The organism is Brevundimonas sp. (assembly GCF_027484365.1).
Lineage (GTDB): Bacteria > Pseudomonadota > Alphaproteobacteria > Caulobacterales > Caulobacteraceae > Brevundimonas.
Window position 1 is genome coordinate 15,460 of the sequence record NZ_JAIXTC010000007.1, and the last position, 18,239, is coordinate 33,698.

The window sequence follows — 18,239 nt, forward strand, 5'->3', positions numbered from 1 at the left end:
TCGCCACTCGCCACCGGAGGCCAGCATGGCCGACAAGCTTCTCAAGACCGCCCTGATCTATGATTTCGACGGGACCCTGGCGCGGGGGAATATGCAGGAGGTGACCTTCATCCCCTCGGTCGGCATGGATATCGGCGACTTCTGGGGCGAGGCGGACCGGCTGACCCGGTCGGCCGACGGCGACAACATCCTGATGTATATGCAGCTGATGTTGCAGCGGGCGCGGCAGAACGACCGGCCGATCACGAGGAAGCTGCTGGCCGAACACGGCGAGGACGTGAAGCTGTTCGACGGGCTGAAGTCGGACCTGACCGGCAAGGGCTGGTTCGAGCGGATCGACGCCATCGGCGCGAAATACGGGCTGGAGATCGAGCACTACATCATCTCCGCCGGGCTCGAGGAGATGATCGACGGCTGTCCGATCCGGGACGCCTTCCACCACGTCTTCGCGTCGAAATTCGCCTATGACGACCACGGGACGGCGATCTGGCCGGCGGTGGGGGTCAACTACACGACCAAGACCCAGTACCTGTTCCGGATCAACAAGGGCGTCCTGAACCACTGGGACCACGAGCGGATCAACCGGTTCACGGCGGACGAGGACCGGGCGATTCCGTTCGAGCGGATGATCTTCCTCGGCGACGGTGACACCGACGTCCCGACCATGAAGATGATGCACACCAAGGGCGGCTTCTCGATCGCCGTCTATGATCCCCGGAACTCCGAGAAGGATCAGAAGAAGATCTATTCCCTGATCTCCGAGGACCGGGTCAATTTCGTCGCCGCCGCCGACTATCGCGAGGGCCAGCCGCTGGACCTGATCGTCAAAGGGCTGATCGGGCGGATCGCGATCACTGCGGGGACCATGAAAGACATTGACTAGGGTCGGGAACCCACGCGACGCGGTCGCTCGCTGCTTGAGTGACGGCCTGTTTCGCTAAATGGTCAGCGGCCCCCCGCCCGGATCCAGGCCTCGCGGGCCGGGAGGAGGCGGGAGGGGACAAGGCCGCACAGGGGCGACTGGCCCTTCAGCGTGAGACCGGCCTCGACGCCCTTTCGCCACACGACATCGGCCTCGGTGGCCAGACCGGCGACGATGTCCACGACGGTGACCTGCGACGGCAGGGCGAGCTGGCGGTCGGTGCGGATCTTCAGACCTCCCGGAGAGGTGTCGACGATGACACAGGCCAGTTCGAGCCCGGGCGCGACGACGACGGCGCGTGCGTTCGCCGGCATGCGGGGCTGGAGGCGGCGGTCGGTCGGTTGGGTCAAGGCCACGGTGCTCAACGCGCGGCGAGCGGTTCAGGGGGCGCCGGGGCTCCGGATGCGCCGTACCGCGCGCCCTTCGTCCAGGTCAGCCACGACGTCCGCCGCGACGCCGCCCGCCAGCATATGGCGCGAAATCCGTTCGAAATGCTGAACGAAACGGGCCAGTTCGGCGCGTCGGGCGACGGAGACGGGGGAGCCGGTCAGGGCGGCCTCCTGTTCGGTGCGCCAGTCGAGCACGGGATCGAAGGCGGGCGCCCGGAGGAACAGCAGGGCGTCGAAGGTCGCGAACAGACGGGCGTAGTCGCTGTCCAGTCTATCATTGATCTCGCGCCGCCAGAGACCGTCCGGGTCGTCCTCGCGCTCGAGCGCGTTGACGGGGACGGCCAGGGCGGCCTCGTTCTGCGGGGTCGCGCCGAGACACCAGCCTTCCAGCAGGACGGCGCGGGGGCAGCCCTCGAACACCGGCCCTTCGCCGCCCGAGCTCCGGTCGTCGGCGATCTTGTCGAAGGCGGGCAGGGGGGTGCGGTCGCCGGGCGCGGCGGCGCGCAGGCGGTTCAGGGTCCCGTCCAGCAGGCTGAGGTCGTGAGTCCCGGGCGGGCCACGCACGGCGAACAGCGGATGGCGGCGGGCGGCGAGGCCGGCGCGTTCGGCCTTCGTCAGATAGACGTCGTCGAGCGACAGGGTCGCACAGGACAGGGTTCGGGCCGCCTCGGCCGCCAGGGTGCTCTTGCCGGAGCCCTGCGCGCCCGCGATGGCGATCCGGGGGACGTGGCCCGGCCGTTCGTGGCGGCGGATCAGGTGGTCCACGGCCCGGATCAGCCGTGGGTCAACCATCGATCAGTGCTGGTTGGCCGGCAGGCGGACGATCAGGCCGTCGAGCGCGTCCGAGACCCGGATCTGGCATGACAAGCGCGAGTTGGGCTCCACCTCCTCGGCGAAGTCGAGCATCGACTCCTCCATGGCCGAGGGTTTGCCGGTCGCCTCGCGCCAGGCCTCGTCGACATAGACGTGGCAGGTGGCGCAGGCGCAGGCCCCGCCGCAGTCGGCATCGATGCCCGGCACATTGTTGCGGACGGCGCCCTCCATGACGGAGAGGCCCGACTTGACCTCGACGGCATGTTCGCGGCCGTCGTGCTCGATATAGGTGACCTTGGGCATGGACCGGGATTACGGGCTTGTTTCGGCGTGGGCAAGATCGCCCGAACAGCTTGTCAGGCCGCGATATAGACCCAGGCCGTGAGATCCGAGGCGAGCCGGACCTCGATGCGCCTGTAGTCCCCGGCTTCGTAGAGGTCGGCGGCGGCGAGTTCGGCCCCGGTGATGCGGAAGACCGTGCCGTCAATGCGGTCGGCGGGATCGCCGCCGGGGCGCAGGACCGGATAGTGGGTCAGGCCGCTTTCGGCGATGACCTCGGGGTCGGTGATCTCGATCTCACCGGGGACGAAGCCGGTCAGATGATCGGCCGTCCCCGCGAGGAGACGGCCGAAGACGGCCTGCTGGACCGCCGGATCCTGAAGCGTGCCGTAGGCGAAGAGGAGACTCTCCGCCACGGCCCCGTCTCAGGCCGCCTGCTTCTTCCGGTTCGGGGCGATCATCAGCTTCTTGGTCTCGGCGATGGCCTTGGCCGGGTTCAGGCCCTTGGGGCAGACCTGGGCGCAGTTCATGATCGTGTGGCAGCGATACAGTTTGAACGGGTCCTCGAGGTCGTCGAGCCGCTCCTGGGTCTTGTCGTCGCGGCTGTCGGAGATCCAGCGGTAGGACTGCAGCAGGGCCGCCGGGCCGAGGTACTCGGTCTGGTTCCACCAGTAGCTGGGGCAGGAGGTCGAGCAGCAGGCGCACAGGATGCACTCGTACAGACCGTCGAGCTTCGCCCGGTCCTCAGGGCTCTGCAGGCGCTCGGTGGTCGGGTCGGGATCGTCGGACTGGAGATACGGCTTGATGCTGTCGTACTGGGCGTAGAACAGGGTCAGATCGGTGACGAGATCCTTGACCACCGACTGGTGCGGCAGGGGGCCGATGGCGATGGTCGAGGACGAGCATTCGTCCCAGCCCTTGGTGCAGGCCAGGGTGTTGCGCCCGTCGATATTCATCGAGCAGGAGCCGCAGATGCCCTCGCGGCACGACCGACGGAACGACAGGGTCGGGTCGATCTCGTTCTTTATGTGGATCAGGGCGTCCAGCAGCATCGGGCCGTGGTCGTCGGCCGAGACCTCATAGACGTCCCAGGACGGGTTGGCGTCGACGTTCGGGTCGTAGCGGTAGACCTTGTAGGTCTTGACGTTCTTTGCGCCGGCCGGGGCCTTGTGGACCTTGCCCTTCGTCGGGGCCGAGCCGCGCGGGAGTGTAAGCTGGACCATCTCAGTAAACCCTCGCCTTGGGCTTGATGTACTCGATGTCGCTGGACATCGTGTAGGCGTGCACGGGACGGTAGTCGATCGTCACGCCCTCGCCGGGCTTGCGCCAGGCCAGGGTGTGTTTCATCCACTCCTCGTCGTGACGGTCGGGGAAGTCCTCGCGGGCGTGGGCCCCGCGGCTTTCCTTGCGGTTCGCCGCGCTCTCGATCGTGACCAGGGCCTGATCGATCAGGTTGTCGTATTCCAGAGCCTCGACGAGGTCGGTGTTCCAGATCAGGCCGCGATCGGTGACCTTGATGTCGGCCGAGCGCCTGTGGATGTCGCGCAGCTTGGCGACGCCCTCGTCGAGGGTCTCGCCGGTGCGGAAGACGGCCGCGTCGGACTGCATCGCGTGCTGCATCTCGTTGCGCAGTTTCGCGGTCGGGTTGGCGCCCGAGGCGTAGCGCATCCGGTCGAAGCGGGCGATGTGCGAGGCCGTGGCCGAGGCCGGGGCGGCCGGGACCGGGGCGGCCTTGTCGACGACCTCGCCGGCGCGAAGGCCGGCGGCGCGGCCGAAGACGACCAGGTCGGTCAGGCTGTTCGAGCCCAGGCGGTTGGCGCCGTGGACCGAGACGCAGGCCGCTTCGCCGACGGCCATCAGGCCCGGCACCACGGTGTCGGCATTGTTGCCGACCTTGGTCAGGACCTCGCCGTGATAGTTGGTGGGGATGCCGCCCATATTGTAGTGGACGGTCGGGATGACCGGGATCGGCTCCTTCGTCACATCGACGCCGGCGAAGATCTTGGCGCTCTCGGAGATGCCGGGCAGGCGCTCGTGAAGGATCTTCGGATCGAGGTGGTCGAGGTGGAGGAAGATGTGGTCCTTCTTCGGTCCCACGCCGCGGCCCTCACGGATCTCCATGGTCATGGAGCGCGAGACGACGTCGCGCGAGGCCAGGTCCTTGGCCGAGGGGGCGTAGCGTTCCATGAACCGCTCGCCTTCGGAGTTGGTCAGATAGCCGCCCTCGCCGCGCGCCCCCTCGGTGATCAGACAGCCGGAGCCGTAGATGCCGGTCGGGTGGAACTGGACGAACTCCATGTCCTGGAGCGGCAGGCCGGCCCGCAGGACCATGGCGTTGCCGTCGCCAGTGCAGGTGTGGGCCGAGGTGGCCGAGAAATAGGCGCGGCCGTAGCCGCCGGTGGCCAGGATAACGAGCTTGGCGCGGAACTGGTGGATCGTGCCGTCGTCGAGCTTCCAGGCCGTGACGCCCGTGCACGCGCCGTCCTGCATGATCAGGTCGAGGGCGAAATACTCGATGAAGAACTCGCCCTCGCGACGGACCGACTGGCCGTAGAGGGTGTGGAGGATGGCGTGGCCGGTGCGGTCGGCGGCGGCGCAGGTGCGCTGGACCGGGCCCTCGCCGTAGTTCTTCGTCATGCCGCCGAAGGCGCGCTGATAGATCTTGCCCTCGTCGGTGCGGCTGAAGGGCACGCCCCAGTGTTCGAGCTCGTAGACGGCCTTGGGGGCCTCGCGGACCAGGTATTCGATGGCGTCCTGGTCGCCCAGCCAGTCCGACCCCTTGACGGTGTCGTACATGTGCCATTTCCACGAATCCTCGCCCATGTTGCCGAGCGAGGCGGAGATGCCGCCCTGGGCCGCCACGGTATGGGAGCGGGTCGGGAAGACCTTGCTGACGCAGGCGACCTTGAGGCCCTGCTGCGCCGCGCCGAGGGCCGCGCGGAGGCCCGAGCCGCCGGCGCCGACGACGACGACGTCGTATTCGTGATCGACGATTTGATAGTCAGCCATTTTCTCGATCAGATCCCGAAACCGGCGGGAAGCGGCGCCGAACCCAGCGCCAGCCGGACGATGAAGAAGACGCTGGCGGCGGCCAGCGCGAGGAAGATCAGGTTGAGCAGGCCCAGAAGCAGGGCCTTGCTGCCCGGACGGTGGATGTAGTCCTCGACGATCACCTTCCAGGCGAGGCTGGCGAAGCCGAAGAAGACCAGGGCGGTGACGATCAGGAGCCCGGCGTTCAGCCGGCTGGCGAACCACTGCAGGACCACGTCGTATCCGGCGCCGGCCAGGGTGAAGGCGGTCGACAGCAGCCAGACGCCGAGCGGCATCATCAGGGCCAGCAGGATCTTTTCCAGGGTCCATTCCCCGGCGCCGTGGCGCTCGGAGACCCGGACGCCGTTCTTGTACTGGGTGTGAGCGCTCACAGCGAAACCCTCCCGGTGGCGAACAGGGCGACCCAGAACAGGATCGCCAGGGGAACGGGGCCGTAGACGGCGATCGCAGACAGCAGATTGGCCGGCTTGATCGTCAGGGCGCGGCCGGCGTCATTGATCAGGTGGCGTCCGCCGTTCAGCAGGAAGGAGAACAGCACGACCGTCAGGCCGAAGCCGACGAACAGGCCCAGGGGCGAGCCGGCGAGACCAGACGCGGCGGCGTAAGCCTCCGGCCCGAACGCCGCGGCGGCGAGCCAGGCGACCCCGAAGATCGCGCCGACGCTGGCCGCACCGATGGTGACGCGGAACAGGATCGAGGCCGTCATGGTGATATGCCAGCGCCAGGTCTGCAGATGCGGAGACAGGGGGCGGGGGCGGCCGTTGGGCTGGGTGACGAAACGACCGGTCTGGTCGTCGGCCGCGTCGCCGGTAGGGTTCGACATGCGAATAGTTCTCAAAAAGCTGAGACGGATCAAGGCGTCAAGCGCGATTGCGCATGGCTTTACGGACGGTCGCGGGCCGGTGTCAACGCGAGGGTGCACTGCAAAACAGGCGAATGGTCGCGCCCGTCCCGAAGCGTGCGGAACCGATCACGATTTCGCGTGCCGCAGGTAAACCCTAGTCAGGGCCGCCGCGAAACGACACTCTGGCGACCATGTTCGTTTTCTCACTGATTTCGCTCGCCGTTTCGTCCGCGACCGCACCGGGGCAGTCGTCGCCCGTGCCCTATACGGCCCAGGTCTATCAGGCTCCGGTGGTGCGCCCTTTCGAGCCGCCGTCGAATTTCGGGCGGGTGACCGAAGAAGGCGACGGCGGGGGCGACACCCGGCTGCGCGTCATCACGGCCCCGGTCTCGGTGGAGGCCTACCGCCGCAGCTACGAGCATGCCCCGTCACGGGCGGACAACGCCTATGACGCCGGCGTCGACAACGCCGAGCGCACCATGGACGCCCGGATGGGGCCGCTGGACGGGCGCTGGCGGCTGAAGGACGGCGAGGGCCGGACCCTGATGACCCTGTCCCTGATGGATCAGGGCGAGTCGAAGCCGCTGGAGGGCGCCTATCGCACCGCCGGTGCCGAGGCCGAGGTCGGTCCCCTGACGGCGGCGGAACGGTCGGCGGGCCTTCTGGTGCTCGATCTGTACGGCGGCAGGCTGGCGCTGCGGGCCTCCGGCGAAGGCTGGAGCGGGACCCTGGTCCAGGACGGTCGCGAACGGGCGGTTACTCTGGTTCGCTGACCCGGACCCTATCCGAGATCGATCAGATCCAGCGCGCCGGCTCTCGCCGCCGGATCGCAGGCCAGGGCCGAGCCCCGTCCCCAGACCGGATCGGGCCACAGGCCGTCGTCGCGGCGACGGCCGACCACATGGACATGCAGCTGGGCCGTGACATTGCCGAGGGCGGCGACGTTGAGCTTGTCGACCGGCCTTCCCGCCGCTTCGCCCAGGGCGCGGACGATCTTTCCGGCGCGGATCGTCTCATCCATCAGGACGGCGCGGTCGGAGACCGACAGATGCTCCAGCTCCGTCGCACCCGCGACCCGTGGAATCAGGATCAGCCAGGGGAAACGGGCGTCGTCCTGAAACCGGACATGGCACAGGGGCCAGTCGGCGGCGAAGACGGACCCGGCCGCGAAGGCCGGGTCAACGACGAAGGCCGCCACTAGTTGAGGCCGTAGACCACGCAGGCCTGGTCGGTCAGGACCTGGAGCGGCGGCTGCAAGGCCAGGCGCGCGGCCTCGATCTGGGCCTCCGAGGGGGCCTCGCCCGGGGCTGCGGGCGGCGGCGGGGGCGGGGGTGGAGGCGGCGGGGCCATCGCCATCACGCGGCTGCCCGTGACGACATAGTCGTCGACCGTCGTCGCTTGCGACACACCGGAACCATAGGACGGCCAGCCCGCCAGCACGTCGGTCTGACAGGCGCGGCCCGTAGGATCGATCACCCGCACCGGGCCGAGAGTCGCCCCGGCGCCCTCGGTGGCCGCCTCGGCCCGGGCGCGGGCGTCGCGCATGGCCGCCGCGGCGAGGTTGGACCTGGCGACATTGTCGGGCTCGAGGCTGAAATAGACCTGGCTGATCGCGTTGGGCTGGGAGGCGACCACGGTGGCGTAGATCCGCTCAAGCTGGCGGACGTCGCGAACGGTCAGGCTGACCGTCGCCTGGGCCTGATAGCGTTCGATGCGGTCGGCGCGGGTGTTGTCGCGCAGGATGCCGTTCTCGTCGCGATACTGGTCGTACAGGGGCTGGGTGGTGAGGCTGGTCTCGACGCGGACGGTTTCAACGCCATAGGCCGCCAGGGTCTGTGACAGGGCGCGGACCTGGTCGGCGGCCTTGCGCGAGGCGTCGGCGACGCTGCGATCCACGGTCTGGAACGTGGCCGAAAAGCCGGCGCGGTTGGCCTGAAGCTCGACCCGCACATAGCCGATCGAGGCGATCACCGGATCACGCATCCACCAGGGAGCGGGGACATATTGCTGGCCGATAGTGGCGGGGGGCGTCTGGGCGAGCGCCGGCGATGCGGCGACGGCGGAAAGCAGAAGGGCGGCGAGGACGGGACGCATGGTGGGAACTCCGTTTTGTTGCCTGACCCGAAGCCTTGCAGCCCCGCCTCGCCGGGTCTAGACCGCCCGCCGACGATTTCTTGATATCGCAACTGCTCACAACCGGCCTCAAGCAGCGCTCAGCGCGAAAGGCCAAGAAGGAATGCTCATGGCTCGCGCGAAAATCGCCCTCATCGGCGCCGGTATGATCGGCGGCACCCTGGCCCATGTGGCCGCACGCGAAGCCCTGGGCGACGTGATCCTGTTCGACATCGCCGAGGGCACGCCGCAGGGCAAGGCGCTCGACATCGCCGAGGCCACCGCCGTGTTCGGCTCGTCCGTCTCGCTGAAGGGCGCCAACGACTACGCCGCCATCGCGGGCGCGGACGTCTGCATCGTCACCGCCGGCGTGCCCCGCAAGGACGGCATGAGCCGCGACGACCTGGTCTCCATCAACCTCAAGGTCATGAAGGCCGTCGGCGAGGGCATCAAGGCCCACGCCCCCAACGCCTTCGTCATCTGCATTACCAACCCGCTCGACGCCATGGTCTGGGCCCTGCAGAAGTTTTCGGGCCTCCCGCACGAGAAGGTCGTCGGCATGGCCGGCGTGCTCGACTCGGCCCGCTTCGCCTATTTCCTGTCGGAAAAGACCGGCGTCTCGGTGCAGGACATCCACGCCTGGACCCTGGGCGGCCACGGCGACGACATGGTGCCGATGGTGCGCCACTCGACCCTCGGCGGCCTGCCCCTGCCCGACGCCGTCGCCGCCGGCTTCCTGTCGCAGGCCGACCTCGACGCCATCGTCACCCGCACCCGCAAGGGCGGCGGCGAGATCGTGGCCCTGCTGAAGACCGGCTCGGCCTTCTACGCCCCGGCCGAGAGCGCCATCGCCATGGCCAAGTCCTATCTGCTGGACCAGAAGCGCGTCCTGCCCTGCGCCGTCTGGCTGTCGGGCGAATACGGCCTCAAGGACCTCTATGTCGGCGTGCCCGCCCTGATCGGCGCCGCCGGTGTCGAGAAGGTCGTCGAGTTCACCACCAATGACGAAGAGAAGGCTATGTTCGAGAAGTCGGTCGCCTCGGTCCAGAGCCTGCTGCAGGCCTGCAAGGACATTGATTCCTCGCTGGCATAAGAGCGCTACCGCTCGCTGTTCCGGTCTCCTCCCCGTTCGCCGCTTGGCGAATGGGGGGGTGGCGCGGCGCTTCTTCGGCGCCGTGACGGAGGGGGCGAGGCGACGTGTGGTGTGAAGGGCGCGGGTCGGTGAGACCGGGTCGCCCCCTCCGTCAGCTCGCGAAGGGCTCGCTGCCACCTCCCCATCGCTGCGCGACAGGGAGGAGACATATTGAACGGGCCGCGGAGTGATCCGCGGCCCTTTTCTATTGCGCGGGAGCCGCCGTCGCCGGCTGTTCCGTCGTGACGGTGCGGCCGAGGTCCATGGAGAGGCTGCGCCAGACCTGGATGGGGTCGTCGAGCTGTTCGGGGCCGGCGCCCGCGCTGAGCAGGACGTCGTACTGGGCCACGGCCTGGGGGGCGCCGCCCTCGTCCTCGGGCAGGGCATGGAAGGCCTTCACGAAGCGGCGGGCGCCGTTCCAGCGCGAGACGATGTCCGGCGTGGCGTTGGCCCCTGAGAAGACGGCCGTGAACTGGACGTCCGGGCAGCGGCCGTCGGTGCAGGAGAACAGGGTCATGACCCAGCGCAGGGGGCCGTCCTCGACGCGCAGATAGATCCGGTCGTTGTTGCTCTGGGGCGGGGCCACGACGAGGCCGGCGGCGGTCAGGCGACCGGTGATCTCGGCCACCGTCAGGCCGCTCCAGCGGGCGGGGGCGGCCTGTGCGGCCGGCGCGGTCTGGGCGAAGGCCGGGGCGGCGAGCGCCACGAGGGCGGCGGCGAGGGCGATGGATTTCATGATCGGCTTCCGTTGAGAGGCTCAGCCTAGCGGAATTTGCGGCGAACCGAGGGCTGTCAGTCCGCGTGGGCGGCCGCCTCCAGCCAGGACTGGCTGGACATTTCGTTGAGGCGCGAGACCGTGCGTTCGAACTCGAAGGCGCCGTCCCCGGCCGGATAGAGCTGTTCCGGCGCACCTGCGGCGAGGGCGACCAGCCGGGTCTTCGCCTCGTACAGGGCATCGATCAGGGTGACGAACCGACGCGCCGCCTGGCGATTGTCGGGCGTCAGCAGCGGTACGCCGTCAAGGAACAGGGTGTGGAACCGGGCGGCGACGGCCAGATAGTCCTGGGGGCCCAGGGGCCGGTCGCACAGGTCGGCGAAGGTCGCGCGGGCCAGACCTCCGGCGGTCCGGTCGATGACCACGTCGCGGCCCAGGACCGCCAGATGGGCCGGGCATTCGGGCATGTCGCCCTTCAGGTCGGTCCAGAGCTGTTCGAAGCCCTCGCGCCGGGCGCCGCCCTCTCCGTTGTACCAGACGCGCGAGGCCCGGATCCGGTCTAGGCGCCAGTCGCGGGCGCCGGTCAGCTCCAGAACCTGGCAGCGCTCCTTGAGGCGTTCGATGAAGGGCAGGAAGAGCTGGCGGTTGATGCCGTCCTTGTAGAGGGCGTCCGGAGCGCGGTTGGAGGTGATGCAGACCACGACCTTGCGCTCGAACAGGGCGTCGAACAGCCGGCCCAGGATCATGGCGTCGGCGATGTCGGTGACCTGGAGCTCGTCGAAGCACAGCAGCCGGGCCTCCGAGGCGATCAGGGCGGCGACCGGTTCGATGGGGTCGTCGCCCCTGTGGGTTCCGAACGCGGCCTGACGGGCCTTCCGGTCGCCCTCGCGCCACTGGCGGATCAGGTCGTGGACCCGGGCCATGAAGGCGTGGAAATGGGCGCGGGTCTTCCGCGGCTCGGGCGCCAGGGCGAAGAAGAGGTCCATCAGGATGGACTTGCCGCGTCCCGGCGGACCCCAGAGGTAGAGGCCGCGCACCTCGGGCAGGGCGCCGAACAGGCCGCGCTTGCCGAGGTCCCGTTCCAGCCGGCCGAGGGCCTCGATCGCGGATTGCTGGGCCGGATCTGCGGTCAGCAGGCCCGTCTTCAGACGATCGGCATAAGCGCGGGCGATGTGTGACGGCATGGAACTGGGGCATAAACGGCCTGCCCGAGCCTGAAAAGCGGTTGCTTCGCACACGCGAAGGCCTAATTGCGAAGTCAGGAGATAAACTCTCCTAACCTCCCCACCAAAATCGCGCTCAAGCAGCGAGGCTCCACGAGCCGAGCGTCAGCGCGTCCGAAGGACTGAAGAAGATGGGCTATTCCGTCGCCATCGTGGGCGCCACCGGCAATGTCGGGCGCGAAATGCTGACCATTCTGGAGGAACTGGAGTTCCCCGTTTCGGAAATGCACGCGGTGGCTTCGCGAAAATCCAAGGGCATGGACGTCGCCTGGGGCGACAAGACCATCAAATGCCAGGACATCGAGAGCTTCGACTTCTCGCAGGTCGACATCGTCCTGATGTCGGCCGGCGGGGACGTGTCGCGCGCCTGGTCCGAGAAGATCGGCAAGCTGGGCCCGATCGTGATCGACAACTCCTCGGCCTTCCGCAAGGACCCGGACGTGCCCCTGATCGTGCCCGAGGTGAACCCGGATGCGATCAAGCTGGCGTCGAAGAAGAACATCATCGCCAACCCGAACTGCTCGACGGCCCAGCTGGTCGTGGCGCTGAAGCCGCTGCATGACGCCGCCAAGGCCAAGCGGGTGGTGGTCTCGACCTATCAATCCGTGTCGGGCGCCGGCAAGGAAGGCATGGATGAGCTGTGGAACCAGACCAAGGCCATCTACGGCCTGGGCGACGCCAAGCCGAAGAAATTCCCCAAACAGATCGCCTTCAACGTCATCCCCTTCATCGGGTCCTTCAACGAGGACGGCTATACCGACGAAGAGCAGAAGATGTGGGACGAGACCCACAAGATGCTGGACCCGAACATCAAGCTGACGGTCACCTGCGTCCGCGTGCCGGTCTTCGTCGGCCATTCGGAAGCCGTGACGGTCGAGTTCGAACGCCCCATCAGCCCCGACGAGGCGCGCGCCATCCTGCGCGAGGCGCCGGGCATCCTGGTGATCGATAAGCAGGAGCACGACGGCTATATCACGCCCGTCGATGCGGCCGGCGAGCACGCCGTCTATGTCTCGCGCATCCGCAAGGATCATACGGTCGAGAACGGCCTGGTCTTCTGGGTGGTGTCGGACAACCTGCGCAAGGGCGCGGCCCTGAACGCGGTCCAGATCGCCCAGCTGCTGGACGAGACGGGAACGATCAAGCCGAAGAGCGGGTACCGCACCCTGACGGTCTAGGGCCTTGGCGCCGCCGACCCCCACCCGCGCCGCCTTCCTGTCGGCGGTGGGCTGCTATGTGATGTGGGGGTTCATGCCCCTGCTGTTCATGGGGCAGGCGGCGCTGGGCTTTTCCGCGCCGGAGATCCTGTCGCACCGCGCCCTGTGGTCGGTGCTGTTCGCGGGCGGGCTGGTGCTGCTGGCCGGCCAGTCGAAACAGGTGCGGGCCGTGCTGGGCCAGCCGGGGACCCTGGCCTGGCTGGCGCTGGCGACCGTGCTGATCGCGGTGAACTGGGGCCTCTATGTCTGGGCCACCACCCACCATGCGACGCTGGAAGCGAGCCTCGGCTACTATATCAACCCCCTGCTCAACATGATCGTGGGGCTGTGGCTGTTCCGCGAGAAGATCGACCGCTGGGGCTGGGTCGCCATCGGCCTGGCCGCGGTGGGGGTCCTGTTCCAGGCCCTGGCGCTGGGCCGGCCGCCGTGGATCTCCATCGCCCTGGCGCTCAGCTTCGGGGCCTATGGGGTGATCAAGAAGCGGATCCCGGTCGACGCCCAGGCCGGGCTGTTCATCGAATGCCTGTTGCTGCTGCCGTTCGGCCTGGCCTTCGTGATCTGGCTGCAGGCGCACGGCCTGGGGCACGGGTTCGCGACCCTGGAAGGGTTCGGCTGGGCCCTGCTGAACGGGCCGGCGACGGTGTTTCCGCTGGTGCTTTTTGCATGGGCGGCGCGGCGCATGCCCCTTTCGACCATGGGGTTCATCCAGTTCCTGGCCCCGACCCTGCAATTCTGCGTCGGGCTGGCGACCGGGGAACTGTTCACCCCGCTACGGGCCGTATCGTTCGCCTTCATCTGGCTGGGTGCCGGGGTGTTCGCGGCGGCGGCCCTGTTCCGGGCGCGGGCGGCGCGGCGGGCGATGGCGGAGACCGCGCAACCGGTCTAGCCTTTCGGCCATGGCCGAGCTGTCAAAGAGCCGCAAACGCTGGATCCTTATCGCCACGGTGCTGGGGTCCAGCCTGACCTTCATCGACGGCTCGGCCCTCGGTGTCGCCCTGCCCGCGATCCAGCGCGATCTCGGGGCGGGACCGGCGGCGGCCCAGTGGATCTCCAACGCCTATCTGCTGACGCTCGGGGCCCTGGTCCTGATCGGCGGGGCCGCCGGGGACCGGTTCGGGCGCCGGCGCGTCTTCCTGATCGGCGTCGTCGTCTTCGCCCTGTCGTCCATCGCCTGCGGACTGGCGCCCGACGCGCAACTGTTGATCGCCGGGCGCGCCGCGCAGGGGATCGGCGCGGCCCTGCTGACCCCGGGCGCCCTGGCCCTGATCGGGGCGACCTTTCCCCAGGACGAGCGGGGCGCGGCCTTCGGGGCCTGGGCCGGCGCCGGAGCCCTGTTCGGCATGGTCGGGCCGCTGGTCGGCGGCTGGCTGGCGGATCATGCCGACTGGCGCTTCATCTTCTGGATCAATGTCCCCCTCGCCGCGCTCACGGTCGTCGTGGCGCTGAGGGCCGTGCCGGAGAGCCGGGACGAGACGGCGAAGGGGCTGGATTGGCTCGGGGCCCTGCTGGCGGTGAGCGGGCTCACGGCCCTGACCGGCGCCCTGACGGCGGCGCCCGATCTGGGCTGGACCCATGCCGGAGTGACCGGCGGGCTCGTCGGCGGGGTCGTTCTGCTGGCCGGCTTCCTGTGGGCCGAGGCCAGGGAGGCGCATCCGATGATGCCGCTCGGCCTGTTCCGGTCGCCTGTCTTCAGCGGAATCAACCTTCTGACCCTGCTCCTCTATTTCGCGCTGAGCGGCGCGATGTTCTTCCTGCCGTTCGAGCTGATCCGGGTGCACGGCTGGTCGGCGACGGGGGCGGGCTCGGCCATGCTGCCGTTCGCGGCCGTGATGGGGCTGTTCTCGGGCGCGGCCGGGACGCTGGCGGACCGGTTCGGGGCGAAGTTGTCGCTGAGCGTCGGGCCGGTGCTGACGGGGATCGGGCTGGGACTGCTGGCCCTGATGCCGCCGGACGCGGGCTATGTCGCGGGACCGCTTGCGGGGATGACGGTGATTGCCGTGGGCATGACCCTGGCGGTCGGGCCGCTGACGGCGGCGGTCATGGGGGCGGTCAAGGAGGGGCACACGGGCGTGGCCTCGGGCGTCAACAACGCCGTGGCGCGGATCGCAGGACTTCTGGCCATCGCCCTGCTGGGCGTGTTGCTTTCGGCGGTGTTCGTTTCAGGGATCGAATCGCCGGATGCGCGGACTCAGCTCGGGGCGGTGATGGCGGGCGAGGGCGACCTGTCCGCCGGCGCGGTCTCCGCCTTCCACAAGGCCTTCCAGGTGGTGATGGTCGCCTGCGGCGCCTGCGCCATCCTCGGCGGGGTCATCGGCCTCCTGACCGCGCCCGGCCGGGTTCAGAAGACCGAGTAGAGGGCCTCGATCAATCGTTGCGCCCGCGGGTCGCCGATCAGATAGGGCGACTGGCGGGTCATGGCGTAGGCGGCCGAGAGCTTCACGGCCGGATCGGCCATGACGCAGCTGCCGCCCCAGCCGCAGTGGCCGAGGGCCTCCGGGTTGGGACCGAAGATGTTCAGGCCTTCGTTGCGCATCAGGCCGGCTGCCCAGGTGATGTCGTAGGGCAGGACCTTGTCTGGACCCGAGATGCGCGGCTTCGTCGCCTCGGCGAGGACGGTCGGTGAGAGAATGGTCTGACCGTCCAGCCGGCCCTCGTCGGCGAAGACCCCCATGGCGCGGGCCAGGGACAGGGCCGTGCCGTGCAGGTTGGCCGACGGGATCTCGATCGAGCGCCATTCGGCCGAGCCGCGCCCGCCGGGGGCCGAGCCCCGGTCGAGGAAGGCGGCGGTCTTGATGGCGTCGATGGGGCCGAGGTCCGGCGCCTTCGACGGCTTCTTCAGGGCCGCGACCCGGTCGTGCTCGGCCTCGGGCAGGCCGATCCAGAGGTCGAGATCGAAGGGCGCGGCGAAATCCTGACGCAGGGCCTGGCCCATCGTCCGGCCGTCGGCGAGACGATGGACCTCGTTGGCGAGGAAGCCGACGGTGACGGGGTGGTAGCCCGAGGCGGTTCCCGGCGGCCACATCGGGGCCTGGGCGGCGAGCCGGTCCAGCACCGCGCCCTGGTCGAACCAGATGGCGGGGTCGACGGGCTGGTCGAAGCCGGGCAGGCCGTCCTGGTGCGACAGCAGCTGGGCGACGGTGACCCCGGCCTTGCCGTTGGCGCCATAGGCCGGCCACAGGTGGGCGACCTTCTCCTCATAGGCCAGTTTGCCGCGCTGGACGGCCGAGGCCATCAGCAGGGCCATGATCGCCTTGCCCGACGAGAAGACGGGCACGAGCGTCCGGTCGGTGAAGGGAGTCTGTTCGCGTGGATCGGCGAGCCCGGCCCACAGGTCGATGACCGTCTCGCCGGCGATGACGACCGAGAAGCGGGCCGCCTGTTCGTTCAGCCCGTCGGGGGCGTCGGTGAAGTTGGCGGCGAAGGCGTCCTTCACGGCGTGGAAACGGGGCGGGCAGACGCCGGAGATCTCGGGAGCGGGAATCGTCATGCCGGGCTCTTAGCCGGGGTTTGCGACGCGAGCCACCGCTGGACGCCCCTGGCCGCGACGACGCCTGAGGCGAGGCTGGCCTGCAACAGATAGCCGCCGGTGGGGGCCTCCCAGTCGATCATCTCTCCGGCGACGAAAACGCCCGGCCGGGCGGTCAGCATCAATGATGGATTCAGCGCCTCGAAACCCACGCCTCCCGCCGTGGAGATGGCGCGGTCCAGCCCCTGGATGCCGGTCAGCTTCAGCCGGACGGCCTTGATCCGCTTCGCCAGCTTCTCGACGCCCGGCGGGATATCGCCGATCTCGCGTAACAGGGCGACGGCGACCGGAGACAGGCTGCCGGCCTTGCGCAGATGGTTGGTCATACTGTCCTTGCCGCGGGGGCGGGACAGGCGTTCGGCCAGGGCGGCCTCGGTCAAGTCGGGACGGAGGTCGACGACCAGGGTCGCGGACCCCTCTGCGGCGATGGCGGCGCGCAGGGCCGACGACAGGGCGTAGATCGCCCCGCCCTCGACGCCGTAGCGGGTGACCACCATCTCGCCGCGCACCGTCTGGTCGCCGAACGTCAGGGTGGCGGGTTTCAGCACCTGACCCGCGAACCGCGCGATCAGGATGTCGGACCAGACGACGTCGAACCCGGCGTTGGCCGGGACCAGGGGGGAGACGGCGACGCCTTCGCCTTCGAGAACCGGGACCCAGAGACCGTCGGAGCCGAGCCGGGGCCAGCTCGCGCCGCCCATGGCGAGGACGGTGGCGGCCGGATGCTCGATCCGCTCGCCGTCCGGGGTGTCGAAGGTCAGGGCTCCGTCGCGCCAGCCAGTCCATCGGGAGCGGGTGCGGATCTCGACGCTGAGTTCGTTCAGCCGGGCCAGCCAGGCGCGCAACAGGGGCGAGGCCTTCATGGCGCGGGGGAAGACCCGGCCGCTGGAGCCGACGAAGGTCGGCTGGCCGAGGCCGTGCGCCCATTCGGTCAGGTCATCGGGGGAAAAGGCGTCCAGCCAGTCGGAGACCGGTCCTGCCGCCCCGGCGTAGCGCGCGAGGAAGGCCTCCTGGGCCTCCGTATGGGTCAGATTCAGCCCGCCGCGACCGGCCATCAGGAATTTGCGCCCCACCGAGGGCATGCGGTCGTGGACGACGACGCGGGCGCCGGCCTGCGCCAGGGTCTCGGCGGCCATCAGACCTGAGGGTCCGGCCCCGATGATGTGGACGGCGTGGTCGGTAGGATCGGTCATCGGCGCTCCTTAGCCCGGCAAGCCTTGCGGAGGAACGTCCGTGTCCCGCATACGCTTGGACGATCATGAGCGTCGCCTTCACGCGCGAGGAGGATCTGGAGGCCACGGCCGCCGATCTGCCCGACCGCCCCATCTCCCCGCACCCGAATCTGGTGACGCCGGCCGGCCTCGCCGCCATCGAGGACGCCCTGGCGTCCGCGCGCGCCGCCTATGCGAGCGCCCAGGCGTCCGGATCGATCGAGGCGGACCGGACGGCGATGGCGCGGGCGACGCGGGACCTGCGCTACTGGTCTGCGCGGCGGGCCACGGCCCAGCTGGTCGAGACCGGGGCCGACGGCCGGGTGCGTTTCGGCGGCTCGGTCACCATCGCGCGGGACGACGGCCGCACCCAGACCTGGCGGATTGTCGGCGAGGACGAGGCCGACCCGGCCAACGGCTCGGTCAGCCATGTCTCGCCCCTGACCCGCGCCCTGATCGGCAAGGGCGTCGGCGACGAGGCCATGGTGGCCGGACAGTCCGTGGAAATCATCGCGGTGGACTGAAAGGCCGGTCCACCCCACATTGGGCGGGACAAGCGCCACCGGGCGCTCAAGCAGCGAGCCTCCGCGAGGCGAGCGATAGCGCACTGAAGAAGGACCTCAATGGCCAGAAAACCGAACTACGGCTTCGAACGGATGGAACGCGACAAGGCGGACGCCGAGAAGGCCGCCCGCAAGGCCGCCGCCAAGCTGGCGAAGAAGGAAGCGAAGGCCCGGGGCGAGGACGTCGACCACCCCGACTGGCAACCGCCGGAAGACGAAACCGTCTAGGACTCCCGGGGTCG

At 69.1% G+C, this 18,239-nt stretch carries 22 protein-coding genes; 8 read left to right on the forward strand and 14 right to left on the reverse strand.

Annotated features, from left to right (window positions below):
- Positions 1-25: 25 nt before the first annotated feature.
- The gene (locus Q0044_RS01895; RefSeq protein ID WP_298158794.1) at positions 26-883 is read left to right on the forward strand and encodes an HAD family hydrolase; all 858 of its coding nucleotides are present in this window, start codon (positions 26-28) and stop codon (positions 881-883) included.
- 62 nt (positions 884-945) lie between these two features.
- On the opposite strand, the gene Q0044_RS01900 is transcribed toward Q0044_RS01895, so the two are convergent.
- From Q0044_RS01900 to sdhC, 8 genes are read right to left on the reverse strand one after another with little or no spacing between them, the layout of a single operon-like run.
- The gene (locus tag Q0044_RS01900) at positions 946-1,278 is read right to left on the reverse strand and encodes a PilZ domain-containing protein (RefSeq protein ID WP_298158796.1); all 333 of its coding nucleotides are present in this window, start codon (positions 1,276-1,278) and stop codon (positions 946-948) included.
- Between the two features lie 24 nt (positions 1,279-1,302).
- Positions 1,303-2,103 (reverse strand): kinase, encoded by an 801-nt coding sequence (locus Q0044_RS01905; protein WP_298158800.1) that lies wholly within the window; start codon positions 2,101-2,103, stop codon positions 1,303-1,305.
- A 3-nt stretch (positions 2,104-2,106) separates the two neighbouring features.
- Entirely contained in the window at positions 2,107-2,427 is a 321-nt protein-coding gene (locus Q0044_RS01910) for a 2Fe-2S iron-sulfur cluster-binding protein (RefSeq protein ID WP_298158803.1), read from the reverse strand.
- Positions 2,428-2,480: 53 nt separating this feature from the next.
- A complete protein-coding gene (locus Q0044_RS01915) occupies positions 2,481-2,819 on the reverse strand; it encodes a gamma-glutamylcyclotransferase family protein (RefSeq protein ID WP_298158806.1) in 339 nt (112 codons plus the stop codon).
- Between the two features lie 9 nt (positions 2,820-2,828).
- Positions 2,829-3,626, reverse strand: coding sequence for a succinate dehydrogenase iron-sulfur subunit (gene sdhB, locus Q0044_RS01920; protein WP_298158808.1), 798 nt, complete (start codon positions 3,624-3,626; stop codon positions 2,829-2,831).
- A 1-nt stretch (position 3,627) separates the two neighbouring features.
- Positions 3,628-5,412, reverse strand: a complete 1,785-nt coding sequence (gene sdhA, locus Q0044_RS01925) for a succinate dehydrogenase flavoprotein subunit (RefSeq protein ID WP_298158811.1) — start codon at positions 5,410-5,412, stop codon at positions 3,628-3,630.
- A gap of 8 nt (positions 5,413-5,420) precedes the next feature.
- Positions 5,421-5,825 carry a succinate dehydrogenase, hydrophobic membrane anchor protein gene (gene sdhD, locus Q0044_RS01930; protein WP_298158813.1) on the reverse strand — a complete coding sequence of 135 codons (405 nt, stop codon included), beginning with the start codon at positions 5,823-5,825 and terminating at the stop codon, positions 5,421-5,423.
- Positions 5,822-6,277, reverse strand: a complete 456-nt coding sequence (gene sdhC, locus Q0044_RS01935) for a succinate dehydrogenase, cytochrome b556 subunit (protein ID WP_298158815.1) — start codon at positions 6,275-6,277, stop codon at positions 5,822-5,824. The genes sdhD and sdhC overlap by 4 nt, the downstream gene beginning before the upstream one ends.
- A gap of 212 nt (positions 6,278-6,489) precedes the next feature.
- Between sdhC and Q0044_RS01940 the strand changes: the two genes are divergently transcribed.
- A complete protein-coding gene (locus Q0044_RS01940) occupies positions 6,490-7,071 on the forward strand; it encodes a hypothetical protein (protein WP_298158818.1) in 582 nt (193 codons plus the stop codon).
- Positions 7,072-7,079: 8 nt separating this feature from the next.
- Here Q0044_RS01940 and Q0044_RS01945 read toward each other — a convergent pair whose 3' ends face one another.
- The gene (locus Q0044_RS01945) at positions 7,080-7,496 is read right to left on the reverse strand and encodes an HIT domain-containing protein (protein ID WP_298158821.1); all 417 of its coding nucleotides are present in this window, start codon (positions 7,494-7,496) and stop codon (positions 7,080-7,082) included.
- Positions 7,496-8,392 carry an SIMPL domain-containing protein gene (locus Q0044_RS01950; protein WP_298158823.1) on the reverse strand — a complete coding sequence of 299 codons (897 nt, stop codon included), beginning with the start codon at positions 8,390-8,392 and terminating at the stop codon, positions 7,496-7,498. Before Q0044_RS01950 ends, Q0044_RS01945 begins: the two co-directional genes overlap by 1 nt.
- A 148-nt stretch (positions 8,393-8,540) precedes the next feature.
- Between Q0044_RS01950 and mdh the strand changes: the two genes are divergently transcribed.
- Positions 8,541-9,503 carry a malate dehydrogenase gene (mdh, locus tag Q0044_RS01955; RefSeq protein WP_298158826.1) on the forward strand — a complete coding sequence of 321 codons (963 nt, stop codon included), beginning with the start codon at positions 8,541-8,543 and terminating at the stop codon, positions 9,501-9,503.
- A gap of 244 nt (positions 9,504-9,747) precedes the next feature.
- Here the strand turns inward: mdh and Q0044_RS01960 are convergent, their stop codons facing one another.
- Both Q0044_RS01960 and zapE read right to left on the reverse strand, forming a co-directional pair.
- Entirely contained in the window at positions 9,748-10,278 is a 531-nt protein-coding gene (locus tag Q0044_RS01960) for a YbjN domain-containing protein (protein WP_298158829.1), read from the reverse strand.
- A gap of 56 nt (positions 10,279-10,334) precedes the next feature.
- Positions 10,335-11,441, reverse strand: a complete 1,107-nt coding sequence (gene zapE / locus Q0044_RS01965; RefSeq protein ID WP_298158832.1) for a cell division protein ZapE — start codon at positions 11,439-11,441, stop codon at positions 10,335-10,337.
- Positions 11,442-11,611: 170 nt separating this feature from the next.
- On the opposite strand from zapE, the gene Q0044_RS01970 reads away from it, so the two are divergent.
- From Q0044_RS01970 to Q0044_RS01980, 3 genes are read left to right on the forward strand one after another with little or no spacing between them, the layout of a single operon-like run.
- Entirely contained in the window at positions 11,612-12,658 is a 1,047-nt protein-coding gene (locus Q0044_RS01970) for an aspartate-semialdehyde dehydrogenase (RefSeq protein WP_298158835.1), read from the forward strand.
- Between the two features lie 4 nt (positions 12,659-12,662).
- Complete coding sequence (rarD, locus tag Q0044_RS01975; protein WP_298158838.1) at positions 12,663-13,583, forward strand: EamA family transporter RarD; 921 nt, start codon at positions 12,663-12,665, stop codon at positions 13,581-13,583.
- A 10-nt stretch (positions 13,584-13,593) separates the two neighbouring features.
- Complete coding sequence (locus Q0044_RS01980) at positions 13,594-15,051, forward strand: MFS transporter (protein ID WP_298158840.1); 1,458 nt, start codon at positions 13,594-13,596, stop codon at positions 15,049-15,051.
- Here the strand turns inward: Q0044_RS01980 and Q0044_RS01985 are convergent.
- Together Q0044_RS01985 and Q0044_RS01990 are read right to left on the reverse strand one after the other, a co-directional pair.
- Positions 15,036-16,184, reverse strand: coding sequence for a serine hydrolase domain-containing protein (locus Q0044_RS01985; RefSeq protein ID WP_298158842.1), 1,149 nt, complete (start codon positions 16,182-16,184; stop codon positions 15,036-15,038). The genes Q0044_RS01980 and Q0044_RS01985 overlap by 16 nt on opposite strands.
- A complete protein-coding gene (locus tag Q0044_RS01990) occupies positions 16,181-17,416 on the reverse strand; it encodes a BaiN/RdsA family NAD(P)/FAD-dependent oxidoreductase (protein WP_298158845.1) in 1,236 nt (411 codons plus the stop codon). The genes Q0044_RS01985 and Q0044_RS01990 overlap by 4 nt, the downstream gene beginning before the upstream one ends.
- A 65-nt stretch (positions 17,417-17,481) precedes the next feature.
- On the opposite strand from Q0044_RS01990, the gene greA reads away from it, so the two are divergent.
- On the forward strand, positions 17,482-17,958 hold the full coding sequence (gene greA / locus Q0044_RS01995) for a transcription elongation factor GreA (protein ID WP_298158848.1): 477 nt from the start codon (positions 17,482-17,484) through the stop codon (positions 17,956-17,958).
- 99 nt (positions 17,959-18,057) lie between these two features.
- Positions 18,058-18,225: a hypothetical protein gene (locus Q0044_RS02000; protein ID WP_298158850.1), complete on the forward strand. Its 168-nt coding sequence runs from the start codon at positions 18,058-18,060 to the stop codon at positions 18,223-18,225.
- Positions 18,226-18,239: the final 14 nt, after the last annotated feature.